The sequence below is a fragment of the Paenibacillus sp. Y280 genome, assembly GCF_056786335.1.
In genome coordinates this window covers 121,770-142,975 of the sequence record NZ_JBXCIW010000008.1, presented here as the reverse complement: position 1 = coordinate 142,975, position 21,206 = coordinate 121,770, and the positions used below count along the sequence as shown (strand labels likewise).

The window sequence follows — 21,206 nt, the reverse complement described above, 5'->3', positions numbered from 1 at the left end:
GACTGATTCTATGATTCTGGAAGTTGCAGTCTTGCAGGTTAAATCGGGATTGACAGACGATTTTGAGCGTAGTTTCAAGAAAGCCTCGGCGATCATTTCCAGCATGAAGGGCTATATTAGCCATGAGCTTCAGAAATGCATGGAAGAAGACCGGAAATACATATTGCTAGTGAAATGGGAGACGCTTCAGGATCATACGGAGGGCTTTCGGGGATCAGAAGCGTATTTGGAGTGGAAAAGCTTGCTTCACCATTTCTACGATCCGTTCCCTACTGTTGAGCACTACGAAGCTGTGGATCTGGGCTAGCTGGATTTTAAACATGAAATTGAAAATAGGCATAGAGGGTGAAGAGCATTCAAGATTTTATACCATTGCATCTCTGCTTCGATGGTGTTGGTCGAGAGGTTGAAGTATTAGATGTCATTCAAGTGGATGATGATATTTATAGAGTCGAGGAAAATCCTGTTTTTACGGAAAAGGTCGGTTTCGGCGACGTTATTCGTGTGAAAACAACGAACGATGTATCCATCTATATAGAAACGATTGAAAAATCAAAGTTCACCAGACATAACTGGCTCCTTAGCAAAGAAGTGATTTACTCGCTGGAGCTGAAAATTTTAAAAAACAAAATTCGTGAATGGGAAGGCAAGAGCCAGCAAGTATTCGGAGGTATCTTTATTGTAAACCTGCCAATGAATACGAATGTCGATATAAACGGCGAGGTGCAAAGAGTTATAAAAATGGTTCAAAAATAAGCAGCGAGCGAAGCGGAGGCGAAGAAAACGATGGAGCTTGGATTAAAGGGCAAGGCAGCAATCATTACTGGCGGCAGCAAAGGAATTGGGCTGGCAACGGCATTGCTACTGGCTGCGGAAGGCGCTGAGGTTGCGATTGTCGCTAGGGAGCTAGAGTCGCTTCAGCAAGCTGCAGCGCAAATCAAGGAGCAGACAGGCAAAGAGGCTTTCGTTATTAGCGCCGACGTATCGAAGCCGGAGGATGCCGATCGAGCGGTAGCTTTGGCGGCAGCGCGCTTTGGAGGCGTCAACATTCTTATCAATAATGCAGGAACGTCGGCCGCTCGGCCATTCGAGCAGGTCGGGGCTGAGGCGTGGACGGCTGATCTTGATTTGAAGCTGCTCGGAGCCGCTCAATTCTCACGCGCGGTGCTGCCGCATATGCGGCAGGCAGGCGGCGGAGCTATCGTAAACGTAACGGCAATCGGCGGGAAAACGCCAGGCGCTTCCTCGCTGCCGACCTCCGTCAGCCGTGCAGCAGGCTTAGCGCTAACCAAGGCGATGAGCAAGGATTTGGCTGCTGACCGCATACGCGTTAACGCGGTGTGCATCGGACTAATTCGAAGCGCGCAAATCGAGCGCATGTGGCAGGCCAAGGCACCTGAGCTGAGCTGGGACGAGTTTGCAGCCGACAAGCGCCATGGCATACCGCTTGGGCGGATTGGAAATGCGCAAGAGGCAGCCAATGTCATTGGCTTTCTCGTATCGGATGCAGCGTCCTTCGTGACGGGAACCTCCGTCAATATTGACGGAGGCCTATCTGCGGTGCTGTAAGCTGCTGCAATAAAGATAATAAAAGCTCCATGCAGATTCCCGTATCGCACGGCTGTCTGCAGGAGCTTTTTTTTCACGACTTGCCGCTTATAGCTAATGCTTAGCCTCATTTACGGGCGTATTAAAATATGGTATTTGCTAATTTTGAAAAAGTATACTACCATTAAATTATAATCATTCTAAAGTAAGCCCTTGCATTAAGGAAATGGCTTCTAAGTGCAGGCTTTTTAATAAAAGGAGGTATCCCTGCATGTTAAACATCACGGCAGAAATGGACCGAATTAATCGGCATTTGATGGCGAACGGATACAAACTAACGACGCAGCGCGAGATCATATTGCGCGTGCTGCTTGAGAACGAAATGGATCATTTGAGCGCAGAAGGCGTATTTATGCTCGTGAAGCAAAAATATTCAGAGATTGGCCTTGCTACGGTATATCGGACGCTTGAGCTGCTGGCCGAGCTGCATGTTGTGGAGAAAATGAATTTCGGAGACGGCGTAGCCCGCTATGATCTTCGCGGCGACGTGAATGAGCATATGCATCATCATCTCATATGCGACGAATGCGGCTCGCTCAAGGAAATTAAAGAAGATTGGCTGTTTGAGATCGAGCAGCGGATTGAACGGGAGTTTGGCTTTAAGGTAATGGACCATCGGCTTGATTTTACAGGAACATACAAATCATGCAATAAAGGCGAGTGCAAGCGGACGCGTAAAGCCGTTTCTTAATCGAATCGCCAATGTACAAGCATAAAGAGTCTTTCCACCGAGGTGGAGGGGCTCTTTGTTTTTCGTCGACCACTCTTCATTTCTTGACGGGTAAGTGGCTGGCAGCGGCCAAAGTTGATTTAAGGGAAGGCGGCCATTTAGAGCTTGCCTTTGATTTGACAGAGGGAAATGCCTTCACCGGGAAAATTACCATTCACCAGAAATATGCGCAAATACTTGATGGAGGCATGAGGTAAAGCAAGTCGGCACCTCGCGAGCATGATAGAATGGATACCGCATAAAAAAAGCTGCTCTAGGCCAACAACCTAAAGCAGCTCTTTCTCATTTCATATGAAGCTTAGCCGATAAGCTAATGTAGGAGGTTGAGCTGCAAGCGGCCTGTCGTGCCTGACAGCAAAACCATGCTGTAATCTAAACAATAGCATATATTTTCAAAAAAATTTCAAAACAATCATGTATAATGAAGTAATATTCAGTCACACAGTCATTTTACATAGAATAGAGGGGATGAAATGGAGCATATTCACGGTTCGTATGATAGTATATTAGTTTTTTTCTCATATATTATTGCAGTGATGGCTTCGTATACTGCGCTTGATTTAGCTGGAAGAGTAAGCACTTCTAAGGGGAGAACAAGACTCGGCTGGCTATTGTTCGGTGCGGCAGCGATGGGAATGGGCATTTGGTCGATGCATTTTGTCGGCATGCTTGCCTTCAACCTGCCCGTAACGATCAAATATGATTTAATTATTGTGCTGTTATCGGTTGCTGCAGCCATGGTTGCTTCGTTTATTGCGTTGTATGTTGTCGGCCGAAGCGAGTTAACAGGCATTCAACTGCTCACCGGCGGCTTATTGCTTGCCTCAGGGATTTCAATCATGCATTATGTCGGCATGTCTGCAATGCTTATCCATATTACATATACTCCGGTTATTTTTATTTTATCTGTTCTTATTGCATTTGGTACATCCATTGCCGCATTATGGCTAGCATTCTATTTCCGCAAGGGTGGTCAGCGCGGGGAGTTTTGGAAAAAGCTTGGAAGCGGAGCGATAATGGGTGCTGCGATCGTCGGCATGCACTATACAGGCATGGTAGCGGCTAATTTTCACAACAGCAGCAAGTCTGCCCTTTTCTACAGCGTGATTTTGGACCAAAAATGGCTGGCCTATTTCATTGCGGGCGGGATATTGTTTACACTCGGCCTATCTTTATTCGGCATTTATATTTCGAAGCAGCTTGCAAGCAAAGATCAGGAGATCGAGCAAAACGAGAAGTGGTATAAGTCCTTATACGAAAATAGTCAGGATGGCATCGTTTCCGTTGACTTGCAGCATCGCGTCATTAGTTTTAATGCCGTTGCCTTGCATATAACAGGCTATAGCGGCAAACAGGTTATCAATCAGCCCATTTCTACGATGAGTTCGATTATTGTCAGCGAGGACCTTGAGAACGTAAAGAAAATGTTCCACAGTACCTTTCAGGGAGCGAGTTCAAATTATGAAACGGCGATTATCCGCCATGATGGCATCAGACTTGATCTTAGCGTCACCAATGTTCCCGTGATCGTGGAAGGCAGCGTTGTCGGGAGTTATATTATTTTTAAAGACATAACAGAAGAGATGCAGGCGAAGCGGAAAATTAGCCATTTGGCGTTCCATGACGAGCTTACGGGCTTGCCGAATCGCCGCATGTTCAATCAAGCCATCGCTCAAGCAATCGAAGATAGCAGTGTAAGCAAGTCACCGTTTGCCGTCATGGTGCTTGATATCGACCGGTTTAAAATGATCAACGATTCGCTTGGCCACACAGTCGGCGACCAATTTTTGAAAGAAGTCAGCGTGCGCATTGAGCAATCCGCTTCAGGGCATAACGTCATCCTCGCACGTATGGGCGGCGATGAGTTTACGCTGCTATGCTGCGATTACGAATCGCAGGAGACGGTTAAGGGGCTGGCTCAGCAGATTATTAACAGCATCCAATCCCCATACAGGTTGAAGGACAGCGATTTCTATGTGTCTGCGAGCATTGGTATTGCGCTGTTCCCAGGCCATGGACAGGATGCTGTTCAATTGCTGAAAAATGCCGATACGGCCATGTATGAGGTGAAAAAAAGAGGGAAAAACGGCTATCAGTTTTTCACTACCAAGTTTGACCAAATTTTGCAGGAAAAAATCGAACTAGAGGGCGATCTGAGAAAGGCTATCGAACGAGGCGAGCTGCTGCTGCATTACCAGCCGCAAATTCGGACAGAGGATCATGCGATGATCGGAATAGAGGCGCTTGTACGCTGGGAGCATCCGTCCAGAGGCTTGTTGTCTCCGGGCATCTTTATTCCGCTAGCCGAAGAGACGGGGCTCATTTACGATCTAGGAACGTGGGTGCTGCGAGAGGCTTGCGGCCAAATGTGTAGATGGCATGCCGAGGGAGGACCGCTCATCCCTATTTCGGTGAACTTGTCCTCGCAGCAATTCCATCAGCCTAAACTAGCGGAATATATAATGGCTATTTTAGAGGAGACAGGTCTTGAATCGCAATATTTGGAGCTTGAAATAACGGAAAGCATGATGATGGACGCCTCCGTATCAAGCAGTATTTTGAACCAATTAAACGAATATGGCATTAAGATCAGCTTGGACGATTTTGGAACGGGATACAGCTCGCTCAGCTATTTGAAAATGTTCCCGATTCACAAGCTTAAAATCGATCGCTCCTTTATCCGTGATATTACAGAGAATAACGGTGATAAAGCGATTGTAGCCACGATTATTGCTATGGCGCAGCATTTGAATATGGAGGTTATTGCGGAAGGCATTGAGACGAAGGATCAGCTTGATATTTTGACGGAAAATGCATGCAGAAAGATTCAAGGCTATTATTTCAGCAAGCCGTTGCCGGCAAACGACGTGGAGAAAGCTTTTTTTATTCCTAGTCGCGCAGTGCAGTAGTCGGTTAATTGCATATGAACATCAAATGTTGTGCACAGTCGCAATCGGAGCAACAGGTCAAAACATGCCTCATAATAATATGCAGCCCTTTTTGGGCTTAAACTTCATCATCGCCCTAACAGGCATATTTCCACCTAAGTCTTAGCCGATTTTTGATAGGCCATTACACATGACTTGCAAATGCAGGCTTTATTGCGTTTTTCTTCTGGAACCTGCCCAAGAAGAGCCTCAGGAAATTTTTCGCGAAAGCACCAGCAATCGGCTGCTCCTTCTTGTGCAGCTTTGATGCCGCACTCATTTGGCTTACCGCATATCGGACAATTCATTGTTCTATGCTCCTATCTTGCAGAAACAGCCCTTTCGCTTCTGGCGAAGGGGCTGTTTTGCGTATTGTGCCAATCGTGCCTATTCAGCAGATGGTTGAAGGACAAACTTCTCGATAACGTGGCGCACGCCTTCCTCATTGTTCGATAGCGTAACGTAATCGGCGATATCCTTCAGCGATTGAATCGCATTGCCCATCGCTACGCCAAGGCCAGCCGCGATAATCATTTCATTGTCGTTCCATGCATCGCCAAGGGCAATCGTTTGGTCCATCGTGCAGCCTAAGTGCTCAGCCATAAACCGCAGGGCATGTCCCTTCGTACCTTCCTTATGCATGAACTCCAAGTAATGCGCTTTCGATTTTGTAATATGAACGCGATCGCCTATGAGCAGCTTTAGCTCCTCGGCAATAACGTCAAGACGAGCGGGATCGTCGATGATCAGCATTTTGTTCATCGGAAAGTCGAGCAATTTATTGAAGTCAGGCTCTATTTTATATGGAATGTTGGAAAGCTTGGAATAGGCTTTTATTTTATCATTATCTTCTGTTCCGTACAGCTCGTCATCTACATAAAGCTGCAGGTGAAGACCATTTGCTTCAGCGTACGCGTGAAGCTCCTTGGCCGCATCGATAGGAACGTTTCTCTCATATAATACTTGTCCATCGAGCAGAGTTTTGACGAGGGCTCCCTGATAAGTAATAATAGGAACATTGAGTTCAATTTGCTTGGCGATCTTTTGAGCGGAAGCGAACATGCGTCCCGTTGCGAGTGTCACGGTCACACCCTGCGCGATGGCAGCCTCCATCGAACGCTTCGTGCCTTCCGTTACGGTTAGGTCATCCGTTAATAAGGTGTCGTCAACATCAATTGCAATAAGTTTATACATACTAGCGGTGAAGCTCCTCTCCAGCTCTCTAATTTTTAGATTAGGTTGATTGTAGCTAAAATGATCCACACATACAAGACTTTGCGTATGCTTTCGAAGTAGTTTTACTTCGTAAAATTTTAAGGAGATGAACAGATGAACAATTTTACATCAGCGGCATCAAAACAACGATTTCTGACTCTTTGCGTGCTGGGCGCTGTTTTGTTTACAGCCGTCGGCTTTGCACTGGGCCTGCTATGGATGGGCAATCGATATCCGATGCTGAAGGAGCCGGCATTCAAGCAATTTACCGTCTCTTACACTAAAATTATAAATGATTATTTAAACGGCGCGGAGCCGAAAAAGCTTATAAACGGCGCGGTAGAAGGGATGGTTGCTTCACTTGAGGACCCGTATTCCCGATATTTGGCCGAGGAGAAGGGCAGCGCTTATACGGAATCCTATGAAGGCCAAATTTACGGTATTGGGGCTGAAATACGCGAGGAGGAAGGGCAGTTTGTCATCAGCGGACTTACGAAGGGCGCTCCTGCCGAGCGCGGCGGCTTGCTGCCGGGCGATACCATCCTCTCGGTAGATGATCAGAAGCTGAGCGGAAAGACGTTTGAGGAGCTGCTGGGCGTCATTAGAGGCGAAGAAGGAACGTCGGTCTCGCTCAAGGTTCTGCGGCCGAATCAGGCCGAACACATTGCGCTGACGCTGAAGCGGGAAGCGATTCCGATTCATACCGTTACTTCTGAGATGCTCGAGGGCGGTATCGGCCATGTGACGATCAGCCGCTTTGCAGAGAAAACAGCGGATGAATTTGAGGCAGCACTTGCCGAGCTGCAGGCGAAGCAGCCGCTTAAAGGTTTGCTGCTTGATATGCGCTCGAATCCGGGGGGCCTGCTGCAGCCGACCATCAATATCGCGAGCACGCTTATTCCGAAGGACAAGGTTATTTTGAACGTTGTATACAAAAACGAGCGCCAGACGATTACTTATAAATCGAAGCAAGAGAAGGAATGGACCGTACCGATTGCAGTGCTCGTAAACGGGCAATCCGCCAGCGCCAGCGAGGTGCTGACAGCTGCTTTGAAGGAATCGGCAGGGGCTGCTGTAATTGGGGAGAAAACGTACGGCAAAGGCGTCGTTCAAGCCTTTAATCAATTTAAAGACGGCTCGGTCCTAAGCTTAACGGAGGCTCAGTGGAAGACGCCTGGAGGAACTTGGATTAATAAAACGGGCGTTTCGCCGGATTTTACAGTAAAACTGCCCGCGTATACCGAGCTAAGACCGCTTGCCATCGGCTCGGATATGAAAGTGGGAAGCTACGGCGAGGATGTGAAGACGCTGCAGCAGATGCTGAAGGTGCTGGGCTATACGCCTGCGGGTCAAGAAGGCCTGTTCGACAATCAGACAGCTGAGGCTATGCGCAAGTTCCAAGCTGCCGAGAAGCTGGAGGTTACGGGCAGCTTTAATGACAAGACAGGCTATCAACTGCTCGAGCGGCTGCGCGAGAAGCTTGGACGAGAAGACAGCCAGCTGCATAAAGGATTAGACGTTCTAAAAAATCGCAGTTGACAACGGGGATGATAATCATTATCATCAAGTAGGAAGCAAATCCTTCGTTGCGCTGCGGGGTGAATCGGATGAAGAAGATAAAGTATTGCAAACGGAATTTAAAGAATGGTTCAGAGCCGATTTTTAAGGCAATGAAAAGCGAATATCCGGATATTAAGCAGAAGAAAAGCGATTGTCTCGGCGATTGCAAAACCTGCAAGCTAGAGTGCTTCGTCGTCGTTAAGTCGAAGACGGTTAGCGCACCGTCTCCAGAGAAGCTCTATAAACGATTGAAAAAAATGATCGGTTAACAATTAAATATGGATACATTTACAAGAACGGCATTTGCCGTTCTTTATTTTTATGTTAGAATAAGTACAATCTAGGAAAGTTGAGGTGCACGAGCATGAATGATGGATTGGCAGAAGCTTTAAATGAACAGATGAATTTTGAATTTTATTCAGCGCATGTGTATCTAGCAATGGCAGCGTATTGTTCGGGCGAGAGCTTGGATGGTTTCGCTAACTTCTTCATTGTACAAGCTGAGGAAGAACGGTTTCATGCTATGAAAATATACAAATTCCTGAACGACCGCGGCCGTCGTGCGACGCTTTCCGCTCTAGGAGAGCCAAATAACGATTACGCGTCCATCTTGGACACATTTGAGCAAGGCTACGGGCATGAGCAGCAAAATACGAAACGCTTCTACAATTTGTCTGACCTTGCGATCAGCGATCGTGAGCATGCGACGATCAACTTCCTCAAATGGTTTATCGATGAGCAGGTTGAAGAAGAGGCGCTGTTTGACAATATCATTCATAAGCTGAAGCGGATCGACAAAGACAGCAACGCTTTCTATATGCTCGACGCTGAGTTTGCTACTCGCTCTTTCACGGCGCCGGCGCTGTAAGGAAGAGAACAGCTTACGCTTAGCAAATTACGAAGAGACCGTCCTTTTCGGGTAGAATACTCTACCTGAGAACGACGGTCTTTTTTTTGAAGTGAAAAGCGGGTATTCGTGGTGGTTATTGAATGGAGGGGTTGATGAGCATTCTTTTGCTCTTCCGGAAGGAGATGACTGCAGCGATGAATGCCAGAAGCAGCGAAGTGCTAGCAATCCATGGATTGTATAAAACAGACTCGTTCCATGTTACAGCCATGCCCCCGACTCCCGCCCCCATCGCCAGGCCGATCTGGGTCACGGAAGTGTTTAGGCTGATGACGAGATTAGCGGATTGTGGCACTTTCTCGATGAAGTAGGTTTGCGTTGCAGGGCCCATAATGAACATAGACATGACCCAAATCGATAGAAGTGTTATGGCAAGAGGGAATGAGTGAATAACCAGCGGCAGTAGGGCGAGCGTTATGACATGAGCGACCATACTTGTGATCATTATGCGTACGCTTCCCCATTTGTCGACAGCGGAGCCTCCGATCCGGGAGCCGAATGCGCCAGCAATTCCGAATGCCAGCATGATGAACCCGATTGAGGATACGCTCCTGTGCAAAATCGAGTCTAGAAAAGGAGTTAAATACGTGAACATGATGGAGTTCCCGGCTTCCCTGAGGAATGAGGCGAGATTGCCGAGAATGAAGAAAAGCATCGCAAGGAGCAGCAGCTTTTTTCGTCCCATTCGCGAAGTTACCGATACGACGACAGGGGTACCAATCGCGAAAGCGAGTGAATAGACGGTAATAAGCTGCCCAGCGAGAGCAACGGAAACTTGCATTCGGTCAGCCAATATATTCAAAATGCCAGCAACGACGAGTTCTGAAGTAGCGGTGAAGAAGACAGCTATCGTTAAAATATAAATGACAATCCGGTTCATAATGGTTTAGTCCTTTCAATTTGGGTATGATGGATTCCTCGCTTTGGATGAAAGCCGATGTTGTTGTTCAAGCAGTTGGCCGCGTCCGGCAAAATGCTTAACTGAATTATAATCAAGTTACTTTAGATAAGTAAGAACGCAAAACAGTTGGACATCATCCATTTATATGGACTAACTAACTTTAAGTAAGTGAGAGGTTTTATGTCCATGACAAAAAACCGCCAAGGGATAGATCCCCTGGCGGTTCATTACATAACGCGATTAAGATGATTTTTCAGAAGGTTGAGCGGTCTGCACCGTGTTGCCCCACTTTTGCACCCATTTATCCATTTCCATTAACGCTGTTTGAAAATCGCTGCCCTTCTCCGTCAGTGAGTATTCCACCGTGACAGGAACAGTTGGAAAGACCTCGCGCAACACAAGACCGTTTTTTTCCAAGTGACGAAGGGTATCGGTAAGGGATTGGGTCTTGACGATGGCTACATTCCGCTGGAGCTGATTGAACCGCTGCGGTCCCCTTAGCAGCTCTTCAAGAACGAGGAACGCCCATTTGGCGCCCAATATTTGCAGCACCTCGCAGATGCTTGAGCCGGCACTCTCCTTGCAGTCGCCATGCTGGCTGTCTTGAACGGCCATGGGCTGCCCCTCCTAATTCATCGATAATTTAACTAGAGCAAAGAACGACAGTTTAACATTATTTTATGCTACCATTATGATCCTGCGCTTTTCATCATGTCAATCGTTTGAGGAACTTTTCCACCTTAGGCACGTCTATTTGGGTAGATAGGGGTATGGTAAAATGATAATAACTTGGAGGATCTTTAGGTGAAAATATAATATAGCTATGCTTCGAAACAACAAAACATTGATTAAAAAGGAGAAGAACATGTGCAGAAATATTAAGACGTTATTTAACTTTGATCCGCCCGCGACAGAAGAAGAGATCCAATCGGCTTCGCTCCAATTCGTTAGAAAGCTCTCTGGCTTCAACAAGCCGTCACAGGCGAATGAGGAGGCCTTTCATCGTGCTGTAGAGGAGGTGGCAGCCGCCGCCCGTACGCTGCTGGATTCCCTTGTAACAAACGCAGATTCTCGCAATCGCGAGGTGGAGATTGAGCGTGCCCGCGCGAGAAATGCACAAAGGTTCGGAACCAGCAGGGAGTAAGCTCGTTCCATAGCGAGCTTATTGTGCTCGAATAAGGAGATGAAGCTATGAATATACGTGTATTGGAGCAATCGGATGCCCCATTATACCAACAATTACGTTTAAGCTCGCTTAAGGTCAATCCAGAAGCCTTTGGATCAACTTTTGAGAGAGAAGCGGTATATACACTTGAAACGGTAGTAGAACGAATAAAACCGACTAAGGATAAATTTGTTATCGGTGCTTTTGATGCTAAAAGTTCGTTAGTGGGGATTGTAACTTTTATGCGTGATAACGGCTTGAAAACGGCCCATAAAGGCAATGTTTACGGGATGTACGTAGTGCCAGAAATGCGAGGCAAGGGTTTGGGGAAGCTGCTCATGCTTGAACTAATCGTAATAGCAAAAGCATGTGATGGTTTGGAGCAAGTGAACTTAACAGTCGTATCTAATAACGAATCCGCGAAGAAGCTTTACGAATCAATTGGATTCGTGGTTTATGGCGTAGAGCGGAGCGCCTTGAAATTCAACGGGCAGTATTTTGACGAGGACTTCATGGTTTTAAAGCTTTAATTATCACTGGACTAAAAGTGAATAAGGGATTCAAAGGAACGGCAGGCTAGGACACTGCTTTCAGGTTCTAGTCTGCCGTTGCTTTAGTATGTTGAGGACTGATGTCTATCTAATTCTTTCTATGTCTGCTTGTCAGTTCGGACTTCTCCCTCGATAGGTACGATCATGAAATCCTCTAATTCTTTGATCGAGCTATAGTCGTTAAAGCCAAGCTCGGTGCTTTTTCCTTGACTATCGATCGTTCCGTACACGATTTTTTCAAGCATCAAATGATGAGTGAAATAGACGGATTCTCCAAAAGCCTCATGTCGTGTACCCACTTCCCCATTTCTTCCGTTAGAATCATTTTGCCATTTCACGACAGCAATGCCATCCTGATTTATTTCGGTATAATTGATCAGCCCTTTATATTGATACTCAAAACGCAGTGCTTCTCCTTTGGGAAAAGTATATGCGAATGTATATCCTTCTCCAGTTGCTTCAATTTGTTTTCCCGCATACGTTGATGGATAATGAATGGCAATTTCGCGAGCTTTTACTAAATCTCCGTGCATAAGGATGTTAAAGCGTTCCTCACCAGACGGTGTGCGCACAATTACGCTCTTATTCGTATTGTTGTATTTCAATACCCCTCCCAACGTTTCTGAGATGAAGCGCAGTGGAATATAGGTTCTTCCGTCTTTAATCGTAACAGGGGCATCAAGCTTGACGCTTTTACCGTTAACCTCAGCCGTTGTAGCTCTGCTTTTAAGGCGTACAGTCGTTTTCTTTTCTTTATTGACTATAACGATCGTCTTGGTGGCTTGTTCGTAGGAATACGTTAGATTTACCGGGTCGTTAAAAGCTTTTAGCTGAACCATTGTTCTTTGATTTACGGTAAGTACATCCTTTTGAAGCTCGCCATCAATATAAACCAAGGTTGGTTTTTGCGGCGCGGCGGAGACCGTTACTCCTGAAACTAACATTCCAATGACCGAAAGCGAAGCTGCTGTTGCTTGAATCCATTTTTTCAAAAGTGAAGCCTCCTTGTTTTATCTTCATTCTTCCTAAATGTTAATAACGCATTTTTTTTGTGAAAAGTTGCACATTAAGTATTTATGTGGAAGGAAGTGAGTGTTCATGCTTGATAATAAACGACTAGGAGACGGGCTTTCGGTCATTTCAATTTGTAAAAAAGAAACCGGTGATATCTGGCATGTCTTGGATGTAATATAGAAACAGCTGAAGCCGTATTACTTGGGGCACTTGATAAAACTTCACTGATCTTTCACATTTAGTGCTGGAACAACTATCAGATTTTCCAATCATATATCGGGCGGAATCGCATCATGATTTAATTGGTCATATGCTAACTTTTTCTCATGCATTGAACATTTTATATTGAGTAGATGGAGGACGAATTTCTTATTTTGAAAAATTTCGGTATGTAATCAGTCATTAAGACAAGACAGCATTTTCTGACTACTTTCACAAAGGACTGCCGCTCGGCAGTCCTTTCATTTTACAGCAGTAATCGGCAACCAGCACCATCCATCCATTCATTATAGCTGTTTTCTACATAGAACAAAGCTTCCAGTTGTAGTAAGCTGTTATCAATTATAGCCGACGAAACGTTAACGAGCTCCAGAGCATAATTGCACCTATTTAAAGGAGGTTTTCCTATTGCATACAATGTTCCATTACAATTGGCTGGTCCGGGAAGAGTGGTATCGGTGGTGCGAGGACGTACCCGAGGAGGAGCTGCTTCGCAGCCGAACAGGCGGCGTTGGCGGCATTTTGCACACGCTGTTCCATATTGTTGATGTGGAGTGGAGCTGGATTCGAGTTATTCAGGGAAAACCTGATTTCGAAGAAAGCTTTGAGGACTACAGCACTTTGGATAAGGTGCGTAAGCTTGACGCTGCATTTCACGCAGAAGTTGAACAATTCATACGCTCTTGGGACGCTAGCATGGAGCATCGTCCTTTTTATGACAATAAACCGGACGGGAGCGCCGAGTTGTTCGCGTGGGGAGAAATTTTGCGGCATGTGATCGCTCATGAAATTCATCATAACGGTCAATTGTCTGTCTGGGCGCGCGAAATCGGGAAAGAGCCTGTTTCTGCCAACCTAATCAGAAAAGGACTTATGAAGGTATCCGAAAGTAAAATCTGATTGATGGCGAATACGAGAGCAAGTTTGCATAATATACGCAGGCTGCTGTGTTGCCCTGGGAGGGGGATTTTATGCAACTAGGAAGGCTGCCGGCAGACAAGGACAGTAGTGAGTATAGGAGGATTAGCCTTGAAGGAACAAATAACAGAGCCTCAAATAAAGGGAAGCAGCATTGACTTAAGAATGGCGCGGGAATCTGATTTGGATGCCTATTATACTTTTTTGCAAGATTCCGAGATGACTCTGCTGACGGGCTCGCAAACAGATTTTACCCGCGATGCAATAGAAGCGTGGATTCGGAAAATTAGCGTCGTAGATGAAGCACGTGTTGACTTTATGATTATATTAAAGGAAACGGATGAGCTGCTGGGAGAGGTTGTATTGAATGAAATCGATACCGTCAACCGCAGTGCGAATATACGGATCGGCATTCAAGGGACGCAGCATCGCGGTAAAGGCTACGGTACGGAAGCGATGCTCCATATGCTTCGGTACGGATTTGAGACGCTTAAGCTGCATCGTATTCATCTGGGTGTTTACGCTTTTAACCCCCGTGCCATCCATGTATATGAGAAGCTCGGCTTTCAGCGCGAGGGAGTGGAGCGGGATGCGCTTTATTTGGACGGGAAGTACCATGATATGATCACGATGGCTATGCTGGAGGATGAGTTCCGTGCCATATATGGAGCGGAGTAGAACGTATGACAAAAAACAGCGGCAGTCTAAAGCATGATTTTCATGTTTAGGCTGCCGCTGTTTTATTTGCCCATTTCAAGCTCCTGGTTAAATAAATCATCATTCAGCTCGGCATAGATTTTATCGATGATATCGACGCCGATTTGCGTATGCATCTCAATGATTTGCCGCTCAATAATAAGCGAGAGTTTTCACTTTTTCTTTGGCAGTATCTTCGTTCCTTGCTCCATAGGCGATTGGCATAACGGGCATGCACGAGTCTCCGATTGCGAATCCTCGTACGTTATAATCCGCTGCCATACCTCGCAGGAATCGCTGGTGCAAAGCCATGCGAGAGCCGATTCGGAAACTCCCTCTTCCTCCTTCATAAAGGCGGAGCGGATAAAGCGCGAAAGCTCTGCAGGCTTGCCGCGATATAGAGCAGGTGAGCTAATGTACAGCTCTTCCTGCGCTCTTGTGACGGCAACGTAAGCGAGCCGCCGTTCCTCTTCCAGCGCTTCGGCAAGCGCATCATCGCCAGTCTGGATGGAGCTCCGATCACTATGTTTGTCGGCTGCAAGCGCAGAGCTATGAGGGAGAATGCCCTCCGAGACGCCGATCACGAATACGACCGGAAATTCAAGTCCCTTGGATTTATGGATCGACATCAACGATATGGCGCTGCGGTTATGTGCATGCTTCTGAAGCTGCTGTACGGCAGCATGCTTGTCCGTAATATCATCAATATAGGCGAGGAACGCTTCGATCGTATCGTAGGTGCTTGCGGCGGCCTCGAATTCATCGAGCACTTCCTTTAGCCCTTCTTTGTGCTCCGTCATTTCATGGCGCTTGCTCGTTTCTAGAAATTGGTCATAAAAGGCTTGACGTAGCTGCATAATAGCTGAAGCAGGCTTCATATCGGTCAACGATTTAACGAGTTTGATGCGCTCTTTGATTTTGTCCTTCTGAAAGTCCTTCAGCTGCGGAAATTCAAGGAGATGAATGAGCGGCCACTTCTTCGCACGCTGCCTGTCCTGGTTCCATATGAAGGCCATTGCCTGCTCCCGGTTGACATAGAGAGAAGGGAGCAAAATTTCCATCGCATCGAAGTTTCGGCGATCCTGGGCAAGCCTTAGATGCGCAAGCAGAGGCTTAATGGTCCATTGATCATAAAATAGCTGGCCGTCGCCGAAGTCGATAAACGGAAGCTCCTTTGTTAGAAGCAGCTCGATTAGCGCTCTGCTGCTGCTCGCTGTACGGAACAAAACAGCAAAGTCTCCAAAGGAGCGTTTGCCTTGTGTCGTTTGCGACATAATGGTATCTACGATTAGCTTTGCTTCGTCCTGCGTCGTTTTGAGCCGCGCGTAGGATGGGCTTGCGCCTTTTGGCTTCACAGCCAGTAACGATTTCTCCTTGCGCAGCTTATTATATTGAATGATCGCATTGCCAAGCCCAACGATCGTGCTGGTCGAGCGGTAGTTGATATCCAATATATAAGTTGCCGCACCGGGATATTGATGCTCGAAGTTCAAAATATAATCGTTCTTTGCTCCGTTGAAGGAATAGATCGTCTGATCGTCATCGCCTACGACCATCAGGTTGCGATGCTTGTCAGCGAGCATCTGAATGAGGACGTATTGGACTTGATTCGTATCTTGGAACTCGTCGATCATAACGTACTGAAAGCGTCTTTGCAGCGTTGCAAGCAGCTCCGCGTCATCCTTGAGAAGCTTGTACGCTTCCAACAGAAGATCATCGTAGTCGAGCTTATCCAGCTCCTTCTTCCACTGCTCGTAACGGGTAAACAGCAGCTTCAGCTCTCTCTCTTCCGTTGTCGCTGCTGGAAGATCGCTTACGTTGATCATTTGCAGCTTAATCGCCGACAGCTGGGCAAGCAGCGTCTCCGGCTCATAGTCGTTTTGCAGCAGCAGCTCGCGCATGAGCCGCTTGAAAAAAATATGCTTTTGTCCGGTTTCGCCAAGTATCCCTTGACGATAGCCGCGCCCCCTTAGCAGCTGGAGGCAGAACGAATGAAAGGTTCGGGCCTCAACGCCGCTTGCCGCCTGCGGATTCAGCACAGGAAGCGAGCGAATGCGGCTTCGCATTTCATCTGCGGCTTTTTTGGAAAAGGTCATCAGCAAAATTTGCTGCGGCTGGACTTGCTGGACGGCTAGCAAATATGCTGTTCGGCATACGAGTACAGATGTCTTGCCCGAACCGGCACCTGCAAGCGTGAGCGCAGGCCCTTTTTCATGGCGCACCGCAGCAATTTGGGGGCGGTTGAGCGAAATGCCGTACTGCTCGAGCGCACGGAAAAAACCAGCATCCACTGCACTGGCGCCAACAAGCTGGCGGCTTGTTTCGGCCTCTGCCCGGGGGGCAAAGGGGACCTTGCTGTCTCGAATGCCTATGGGAAATGTATAATAGTCATTACTCACTACTTCATCACCTTCAGAAACAATATTTATCTATTATAACAGAACATAAAAAGAATGAGGGATGTCACCATGATTGGACCAGCCAGAAAAGAAGACGTACAGGAAGTATTGCCGCTTATGCTTGCTGCGATAGGCAACATCGCTTACACGCTTGCGGGAACCGATGACAGAGCAGAGGCAGAGCGCATATTATCCGACTTTTATACACGTGAAGACAATCGGATTAGCTATAAGCATGTGCTCGTTGATCGAAGGGAAGAGGGAATAGCAGGGATGCTAATCAGCTATGCAGGAGATGGAGCAGCCGCGCTCGACGAGGCTTTTGTTACGCGGCCAGGGCGGGATAAGGGGCCTCGCTCTAACGAGATCATCGCCGTGGAAGCGCAAGAAGGCGAATATTATTTGGATTCAATCGCTGTCGATGAGCGTTTTCAAGGGCAAGGCATTGCCAAAGCACTTATTAGCGCTTTTGAACAGAAGGGCCTAGAGGAAGGCTACAACAAGCTTTCGTTGATTGTCGAGCCATACAATACGAGAGCGCACGCCATTTATAAAAAGTTGAATTTCATTGAGGAAGGCATGATTGAAGTGAGCGGAAGCCAGTATATTCGAATGGTTAAGCATATCTAGTTAATTTAAAAGTTAGATATGGAATAATAAGGGTTTGTAAGGTAAGATGAGAGAGTTATAAACATGGTTTGTAATAGACTTTCATCGTAACCGGGAGCGTGTTATTTATGGCCAATGCAAGCTTTAAATCGAAATTAGCTTACAGCTCAGGAAATTTATCTGTTAATTTAATTGCACAAGCTTTTGCATCCTACATCGTTTTTTATTATGTGGATGTGCTGGGCGTAAGACCGGCCTTAATCAGTGTTGCCATGGTGATTCACGGTATCGTGAATGCGGTATTAAATCCGCTCTTTGGACATCTTTCCGACCGGACGAGCTCACGTTTTGGCAGGCGGATACCTTATATGCTGTTTGGCATGGTGCCGTTGGCGGCTTTATTTACGGCAATATGGTTTCCGATCGGCACAGGCTCCGCCTTGTTCTGGTATTTTCTAACGATCGTTCTGCTATATGATATTTTGTTCGTCATGGTCGTCCTGAATTATTCCGCGCTGTTTCCTGAAATGTTCACGACGATCAAGGAGCGCGCGCAGGTATCCTCGTGGCGGCAAATGTTCGGTATACTCGGGATGATTATTGGCGTGGCGCTGCCTCCGCTCGTATACGGTGAGCTTGGCTGGGGTCCGATGGGGGCGACTTTTGCAGGCATTGCGCTTGTTTTCTTTATCGTGATGGTATCGGCAAGCAAGGAAAAAATCGTCGTACAGCGCGAAGAGATTGGGTTCGTCCAGTCATTGAAATTTACGTTCTCGAACAAAGCGTTTGTACTATTTGTAATCGGCAGCTTCTTTGCGCAGTTCACCTTTGCGATGCTGCCTGCTGCTATCCCTTTCTTTACCAAATACGTGCTCAGAGCTTCGGAAGACAGCAATACGATTTTGTTAGGCGCTATCTTCGTTGCAGCTATTCCTTTCGTATACATATGGGGGAGATTGCTGCAAAAATGGGGAGCGCGCAAAACGGTCATTGCTGCAATTAGCATCTATGCGCTTGCCATGCTGCCTTTCTTATTCGTAGCAAGCGTTGCAGCGGCTGCTGCGGCTGCGGCTGTAATCGGCATCGGCCTAGCGGGACTGCTCGTTTTGCTGGATGTGCTTTTGTCCGAAATTATCGACGAGGATGAGACGCGTACGCGGGTTCGCAGGGAAGGCATGTACTTTGGCATGAACGGCTTTATCGTCAAATGGGGCATCTCGCTGCAAGCGGTTGTGCTTGGGCTTATATTGGAGGCGACCGGATATGTGAAGGATGCCGTGCAATCGGAAGCGGCCGTATGGGGCATCCGCTCGATGCTTAGCGTTATACCGTTTGCTGCACTGCTCATCGCGCTGCTCTTCTTCTATTTATACCCGATTCGTCAGTCTAATACTTCTACAAGAAGCGGTGAACCACAGTAATGACGAGTACGATCGAATGGGTGAAAAAAAACCAACTGCTCCTGCTGCTGTTTCTAATCGGAGCAGCAGTGAGAGTCATATACGCAGGCTCTATTCCTGGCGGCTTAAATCAGGACGAGGCTTCGATCGGCTACGAGGCGTATTCCCTTCTTCATTATGGAATCGATCGGAATGGCGTTTCGCTGCCGATTCATTTGATCGCATGGGGAAGCGGCCAAAATGCGCTTTATGCGTATTTATCTATGCCTTTCATCTATTTATTCGGATTAAATCCGTTATCGGTTCGAATGGTGAGCATACTGTTTGGGCTGCTAAGCATGGTTCTATTCTATTTGATAGCTAATCAGCTATTTAAGAGAAAGCACGCAGCTGCTGTAGCGGCCTTTTTTATCGTCATCTGTCCGTGGCATATTATGATGTCCAGGTGGGCGCTTGAGTCGAATATTTTCCCCACTCTGATTCTGCTTGCCGTATTTTTCTTGTTAAAAGCGTTCCATCAGCCGAGGTGGCTGATTGGCTTCACGATAACGCTTGCCGCTTCGCTTTATGCTTACGGCACTGCCTATTTTTTTGTTCCGGTGTTTGGCTTAGGCGTACTCAGCCTGCTCGTTGCAAGAAAGGTGTTCAAGCTGCGCAGCCTGCTGTGGAATAGCGTCGTCTTCGTTATTTTAGCAGCGCCAATCGGCTTGTTTGTTCTAATAAACAGGTTCAATATGTCGCCGGTTCAATGGCTGTTCTCCATACCGAAGCTTACCGTTCCCAGAGTGGAGCAAGTATCATCGGCATTCGAAGGCAACGCCATATCGATGTTCGTTCAACATTTCAAGCTATTTTTGAAATTGTATATCAACCAAAATGATGGCCTGCTTTGGAATGCGATTCCTGAATATGGCTATATGTATCCGCTCGCTTTGCCGCTTATCGGTATAGGCATTCTGTATGGGAGCTTCAAATTAGTGAAGCAGTTCCGCGTGGAGACTGCGATTATCGCCATTTGGTTCGGAGCAGCCGTCTTAATGACGCTCATTACGGATGTGAACATCAACCGGATCAATATTATTTTTTACCCGACGGTGTACTTGGCTGTTGCTGGCTTGATGTGGCTGCATAAGCAAATCAAATACTCGCTGGTCGTTGCAATCGGTGCGTTCTCGATTTTCTTTCTATTGTTCTGCGGACATTATTTCACTGCCTATGCGAAGCAAATAAGCCCGATGTTCTATGAGTCCTTTGGCGAAGCCATCACGTACGCCTCGGATGAGACGGAAGGCGCTGTCTATGTGACGGATCAAGTGATGATGCCTTATATTTACGTGTTGTTTTATGAAAAAATCGCGCCGCAGCAATTTATAGACACGGTAGATTATATAAACCCTGGACAGCCCTTTCAATTTGTACGCTCCTTCGGCAGGTACCATTTCGGGAAGCCTGAGCTCAAGCCGGATGAGGAGGCTGCTTATATTTTTAGCAATAACGACGCTATTCCTGACGAGAATTCAGGATACCGAATTAAGCGCTTCAAGCATTATACGGTTGTCAGCGGTAAAGGAATGATAAAACCGCCGGAGGCTCATGAAACTTTTCAAAACGGCAGCTTCGAGGAAGGTCAGCGGTATTGGTCGTTTACGGCTGGCGCAGGAATCGGAACAAATCGACCGTTTGAAGGCTCAAACCTCATGTACGTAGACCCCGGCTCAGAGCATAGCGCCAATCAGACATTTATAAGCGCTAATGCCGGGGAATACGTACTGTCCGCAAAAGTAAGTGCTGGCGGGGATGGCGGCACGGTTGGCATCTCTATAAATGGTGTGATGGCTCAAGAGCTGAAAGTCCTATCTCAAGAAGAATACGCCGAGATAAAGCTGCCAGCAGTGCTAGTTGCTGCGAACGATACGGTTACTGTTTATTTTGTCGGGGGAGCGGGCTGGTTGAATGTTGATGATGTGGTGTGGAGTATGGATTGACGCTATCCTTCGACAGGCTCGCCATTAATATAGTAGCTGTCTTCGCGATACGCATGAAATACGATCTCGATCTCGAATATGCCAAGCTGGCGGACATAGTTGGTGACAGCTTGGGCGAAGCGATTCCGGGTCTGCTGCCCGCGCTCGAACCAGCCAACCTCGATAAAGGCGAAATCAGCTTCGCCTTCTGAGCTTCCGAAGACGCTGGTCGTATGCAGGCAAGCCATCGTGAAATTATCGGTTCCGCATTCGCAAAGGGCGGCAAGCTCATCCGCAAGCGGTGCAGTTACGGATTGCAGCTTCTCGGCTGGCACTCCGCGAAATAAAAGATGTGGCATAGTGATTATCCTCCTTGTTTATTAATATAGAAGCATCAGCTGCGCATGTGATAGGCGGCCGATG

Annotated in this window: 22 protein-coding genes and 1 pseudogene; 16 read left to right on the top strand and 7 right to left on the bottom strand. The window is 47.1% G+C overall.

Annotated features, from left to right (window positions below):
- Positions 1 to 10 precede the first annotated feature (10 nt).
- From AC1TPC_RS13155 to AC1TPC_RS13130, 6 genes and pseudogenes are all read left to right on the top strand, one after another.
- Positions 11 to 307, top strand: a complete 297-nt coding sequence (locus tag AC1TPC_RS13155) for an antibiotic biosynthesis monooxygenase family protein (protein WP_482067296.1) — start codon at positions 11 to 13, stop codon at positions 305 to 307.
- A gap of 38 nt (positions 308 to 345) precedes the next feature.
- Positions 346 to 756 carry a hypothetical protein gene (locus tag AC1TPC_RS13150; protein ID WP_482067295.1) on the top strand — a complete coding sequence of 137 codons (411 nt, stop codon included), beginning with the start codon at positions 346 to 348 and terminating at the stop codon, positions 754 to 756.
- Between the two features lie 30 nt (positions 757 to 786).
- On the top strand, positions 787 to 1,569 hold the full coding sequence (locus AC1TPC_RS13145; protein WP_482067294.1) for an SDR family NAD(P)-dependent oxidoreductase: 783 nt from the start codon (positions 787 to 789) through the stop codon (positions 1,567 to 1,569).
- Positions 1,570 to 1,819: 250 nt separating this feature from the next.
- On the top strand, positions 1,820 to 2,299 hold the full coding sequence (gene fur / locus AC1TPC_RS13140; protein WP_482067293.1) for a ferric iron uptake transcriptional regulator: 480 nt from the start codon (positions 1,820 to 1,822) through the stop codon (positions 2,297 to 2,299).
- A gap of 512 nt (positions 2,300 to 2,811) precedes the next feature.
- Entirely contained in the window at positions 2,812 to 5,247 is a 2,436-nt protein-coding gene (locus AC1TPC_RS13135; protein ID WP_482067292.1) for a bifunctional diguanylate cyclase/phosphodiesterase, read from the top strand.
- Positions 5,248 to 5,287: 40 nt separating this feature from the next.
- A pseudogene (locus AC1TPC_RS13130) lies at positions 5,288 to 5,392 on the top strand (phage tail protein); the annotation flags it as partial.
- Here AC1TPC_RS13130 and AC1TPC_RS13125 read toward each other — a convergent pair.
- A complete protein-coding gene (locus tag AC1TPC_RS13125; protein WP_482067291.1) occupies positions 5,382 to 5,573 on the bottom strand; it encodes a cysteine-rich CWC family protein in 192 nt (63 codons plus the stop codon). The pseudogene AC1TPC_RS13130 and the gene AC1TPC_RS13125 sit on opposite strands and share 11 nt — an antisense overlap.
- Positions 5,574 to 5,652: 79 nt before the next feature.
- On the bottom strand, positions 5,653 to 6,459 hold the full coding sequence (locus tag AC1TPC_RS13120; RefSeq protein WP_482067290.1) for a Cof-type HAD-IIB family hydrolase: 807 nt from the start codon (positions 6,457 to 6,459) through the stop codon (positions 5,653 to 5,655).
- 135 nt (positions 6,460 to 6,594) lie between these two features.
- On the opposite strand from AC1TPC_RS13120, the gene AC1TPC_RS13115 reads away from it, so the two are divergent.
- The 3 genes from AC1TPC_RS13115 (at position 6,595) to AC1TPC_RS13105 (ending at position 8,908) form a co-directional block, all read left to right on the top strand.
- A complete protein-coding gene (locus tag AC1TPC_RS13115; protein WP_482067289.1) occupies positions 6,595 to 8,019 on the top strand; it encodes a S41 family peptidase in 1,425 nt (474 codons plus the stop codon).
- Between the two features lie 68 nt (positions 8,020 to 8,087).
- On the top strand, positions 8,088 to 8,309 hold the full coding sequence (locus tag AC1TPC_RS13110) for a DUF1450 domain-containing protein (RefSeq protein WP_482067288.1): 222 nt from the start codon (positions 8,088 to 8,090) through the stop codon (positions 8,307 to 8,309).
- A 95-nt stretch (positions 8,310 to 8,404) separates the two neighbouring features.
- Complete coding sequence (locus AC1TPC_RS13105; protein ID WP_482067287.1) at positions 8,405 to 8,908, top strand: ferritin; 504 nt, start codon at positions 8,405 to 8,407, stop codon at positions 8,906 to 8,908.
- Between the two features lie 115 nt (positions 8,909 to 9,023).
- Here AC1TPC_RS13105 and AC1TPC_RS13100 read toward each other — a convergent pair whose 3' ends face one another.
- Together AC1TPC_RS13100 and AC1TPC_RS13095 are read right to left on the bottom strand one after the other, a co-directional pair.
- The gene (locus AC1TPC_RS13100) at positions 9,024 to 9,827 is read right to left on the bottom strand and encodes an MFS transporter (RefSeq protein ID WP_482067286.1); all 804 of its coding nucleotides are present in this window, start codon (positions 9,825 to 9,827) and stop codon (positions 9,024 to 9,026) included.
- Between the two features lie 261 nt (positions 9,828 to 10,088).
- Complete coding sequence (locus AC1TPC_RS13095; protein WP_482067285.1) at positions 10,089 to 10,463, bottom strand: winged helix-turn-helix transcriptional regulator; 375 nt, start codon at positions 10,461 to 10,463, stop codon at positions 10,089 to 10,091.
- Between the two features lie 250 nt (positions 10,464 to 10,713).
- Here AC1TPC_RS13095 and AC1TPC_RS13090 point away from each other — a divergent pair, with 250 nt between their 5' ends.
- Positions 10,714 to 10,992 (top strand): DUF2277 domain-containing protein, encoded by a 279-nt coding sequence (locus tag AC1TPC_RS13090; RefSeq protein ID WP_482067284.1) that lies wholly within the window; start codon positions 10,714 to 10,716, stop codon positions 10,990 to 10,992.
- A 47-nt stretch (positions 10,993 to 11,039) separates the two neighbouring features.
- The gene (locus AC1TPC_RS13085) at positions 11,040 to 11,543 is read left to right on the top strand and encodes an N-acetyltransferase family protein (protein WP_482067283.1); all 504 of its coding nucleotides are present in this window, start codon (positions 11,040 to 11,042) and stop codon (positions 11,541 to 11,543) included.
- 119 nt (positions 11,544 to 11,662) lie between these two features.
- Here the strand turns inward: AC1TPC_RS13085 and AC1TPC_RS13080 are convergent, their stop codons facing one another.
- Positions 11,663 to 12,556: a copper amine oxidase N-terminal domain-containing protein gene (locus AC1TPC_RS13080; protein WP_482067282.1), complete on the bottom strand. Its 894-nt coding sequence runs from the start codon at positions 12,554 to 12,556 to the stop codon at positions 11,663 to 11,665.
- 658 nt (positions 12,557 to 13,214) lie between these two features.
- Between AC1TPC_RS13080 and AC1TPC_RS13075 the strand changes: the two genes are divergently transcribed.
- Together AC1TPC_RS13075 and AC1TPC_RS13070 are read left to right on the top strand one after the other, a co-directional pair.
- Positions 13,215 to 13,697, top strand: coding sequence for a DinB family protein (locus tag AC1TPC_RS13075; RefSeq protein WP_482067399.1), 483 nt, complete (start codon positions 13,215 to 13,217; stop codon positions 13,695 to 13,697).
- A gap of 129 nt (positions 13,698 to 13,826) precedes the next feature.
- On the top strand, positions 13,827 to 14,393 hold the full coding sequence (locus AC1TPC_RS13070) for a GNAT family N-acetyltransferase (protein ID WP_482067281.1): 567 nt from the start codon (positions 13,827 to 13,829) through the stop codon (positions 14,391 to 14,393).
- Between the two features lie 191 nt (positions 14,394 to 14,584).
- Here AC1TPC_RS13070 and AC1TPC_RS13065 read toward each other — a convergent pair whose 3' ends face one another.
- Positions 14,585 to 16,810, bottom strand: coding sequence for a UvrD-helicase domain-containing protein (locus AC1TPC_RS13065; RefSeq protein WP_482067280.1), 2,226 nt, complete (start codon positions 16,808 to 16,810; stop codon positions 14,585 to 14,587).
- A gap of 69 nt (positions 16,811 to 16,879) precedes the next feature.
- Here AC1TPC_RS13065 and AC1TPC_RS13060 point away from each other — a divergent pair, with 69 nt between their 5' ends.
- The 3 genes from AC1TPC_RS13060 to AC1TPC_RS13050 all read left to right on the top strand — a co-directional run bounded on the left by AC1TPC_RS13060 (position 16,880) and on the right by AC1TPC_RS13050 (position 20,804).
- Positions 16,880 to 17,440 carry a GNAT family N-acetyltransferase gene (locus tag AC1TPC_RS13060; protein ID WP_482067279.1) on the top strand — a complete coding sequence of 187 codons (561 nt, stop codon included), beginning with the start codon at positions 16,880 to 16,882 and terminating at the stop codon, positions 17,438 to 17,440.
- A 107-nt stretch (positions 17,441 to 17,547) separates the two neighbouring features.
- A complete protein-coding gene (locus AC1TPC_RS13055) occupies positions 17,548 to 18,840 on the top strand; it encodes an MFS transporter (RefSeq protein ID WP_482067278.1) in 1,293 nt (430 codons plus the stop codon).
- Positions 18,840 to 20,804: a glycosyltransferase family 39 protein gene (locus AC1TPC_RS13050; protein WP_482067277.1), complete on the top strand. Its 1,965-nt coding sequence runs from the start codon at positions 18,840 to 18,842 to the stop codon at positions 20,802 to 20,804. The genes AC1TPC_RS13055 and AC1TPC_RS13050 overlap by 1 nt, the downstream gene beginning before the upstream one ends.
- Positions 20,805 to 20,806: 2 nt before the next feature.
- On the opposite strand, the gene AC1TPC_RS13045 is transcribed toward AC1TPC_RS13050, so the two are convergent.
- Positions 20,807 to 21,142 carry a DUF1904 family protein gene (locus tag AC1TPC_RS13045; RefSeq protein WP_482067276.1) on the bottom strand — a complete coding sequence of 112 codons (336 nt, stop codon included), beginning with the start codon at positions 21,140 to 21,142 and terminating at the stop codon, positions 20,807 to 20,809.
- Positions 21,143 to 21,206: the final 64 nt, after the last annotated feature.

Bases quoted from the DNA above. Each gene is read 5' to 3' on its own strand.
- AC1TPC_RS13100 (WP_482067286.1), bottom strand. From the start codon at position 9,827: ATGAACCGGATTGTCATTTATATTTTAACGATAGCTGTCTTCTTCACC.
- AC1TPC_RS13075 (WP_482067399.1), top strand. From the start codon at position 13,215: ATGTTCCATTACAATTGGCTGGTCCGGGAAGAGTGGTATCGGTGGTGC.
- AC1TPC_RS13110 (WP_482067288.1), top strand. From the start codon at position 8,088: ATGAAGAAGATAAAGTATTGCAAACGGAATTTAAAGAATGGTTCAGAG.
- AC1TPC_RS13155 (WP_482067296.1), top strand. From the start codon at position 11: ATGATTCTGGAAGTTGCAGTCTTGCAGGTTAAATCGGGATTGACAGAC.
- fur (WP_482067293.1), top strand. From the start codon at position 1,820: ATGTTAAACATCACGGCAGAAATGGACCGAATTAATCGGCATTTGATG.
- AC1TPC_RS13120 (WP_482067290.1), bottom strand. From the start codon at position 6,459: ATGTATAAACTTATTGCAATTGATGTTGACGACACCTTATTAACGGAT.
- AC1TPC_RS13045 (WP_482067276.1), bottom strand. From the start codon at position 21,142: ATGCCACATCTTTTATTTCGCGGAGTGCCAGCCGAGAAGCTGCAATCC.
- AC1TPC_RS13145 (WP_482067294.1), top strand. From the start codon at position 787: ATGGAGCTTGGATTAAAGGGCAAGGCAGCAATCATTACTGGCGGCAGC.
- AC1TPC_RS13125 (WP_482067291.1), bottom strand. From the start codon at position 5,573: ATGAATTGTCCGATATGCGGTAAGCCAAATGAGTGCGGCATCAAAGCT.
- AC1TPC_RS13055 (WP_482067278.1), top strand. From the start codon at position 17,548: ATGGCCAATGCAAGCTTTAAATCGAAATTAGCTTACAGCTCAGGAAAT.
- AC1TPC_RS13085 (WP_482067283.1), top strand. From the start codon at position 11,040: ATGAATATACGTGTATTGGAGCAATCGGATGCCCCATTATACCAACAA.
- AC1TPC_RS13135 (WP_482067292.1), top strand. From the start codon at position 2,812: ATGGAGCATATTCACGGTTCGTATGATAGTATATTAGTTTTTTTCTCA.
- AC1TPC_RS13090 (WP_482067284.1), top strand. From the start codon at position 10,714: ATGTGCAGAAATATTAAGACGTTATTTAACTTTGATCCGCCCGCGACA.
- AC1TPC_RS13050 (WP_482067277.1), top strand. From the start codon at position 18,840: ATGACGAGTACGATCGAATGGGTGAAAAAAAACCAACTGCTCCTGCTG.
- AC1TPC_RS13115 (WP_482067289.1), top strand. From the start codon at position 6,595: ATGAACAATTTTACATCAGCGGCATCAAAACAACGATTTCTGACTCTT.
- AC1TPC_RS13105 (WP_482067287.1), top strand. From the start codon at position 8,405: ATGAATGATGGATTGGCAGAAGCTTTAAATGAACAGATGAATTTTGAA.
- AC1TPC_RS13060 (WP_482067279.1), top strand. From the start codon at position 16,880: ATGATTGGACCAGCCAGAAAAGAAGACGTACAGGAAGTATTGCCGCTT.
- AC1TPC_RS13095 (WP_482067285.1), bottom strand. From the start codon at position 10,463: ATGGCCGTTCAAGACAGCCAGCATGGCGACTGCAAGGAGAGTGCCGGC.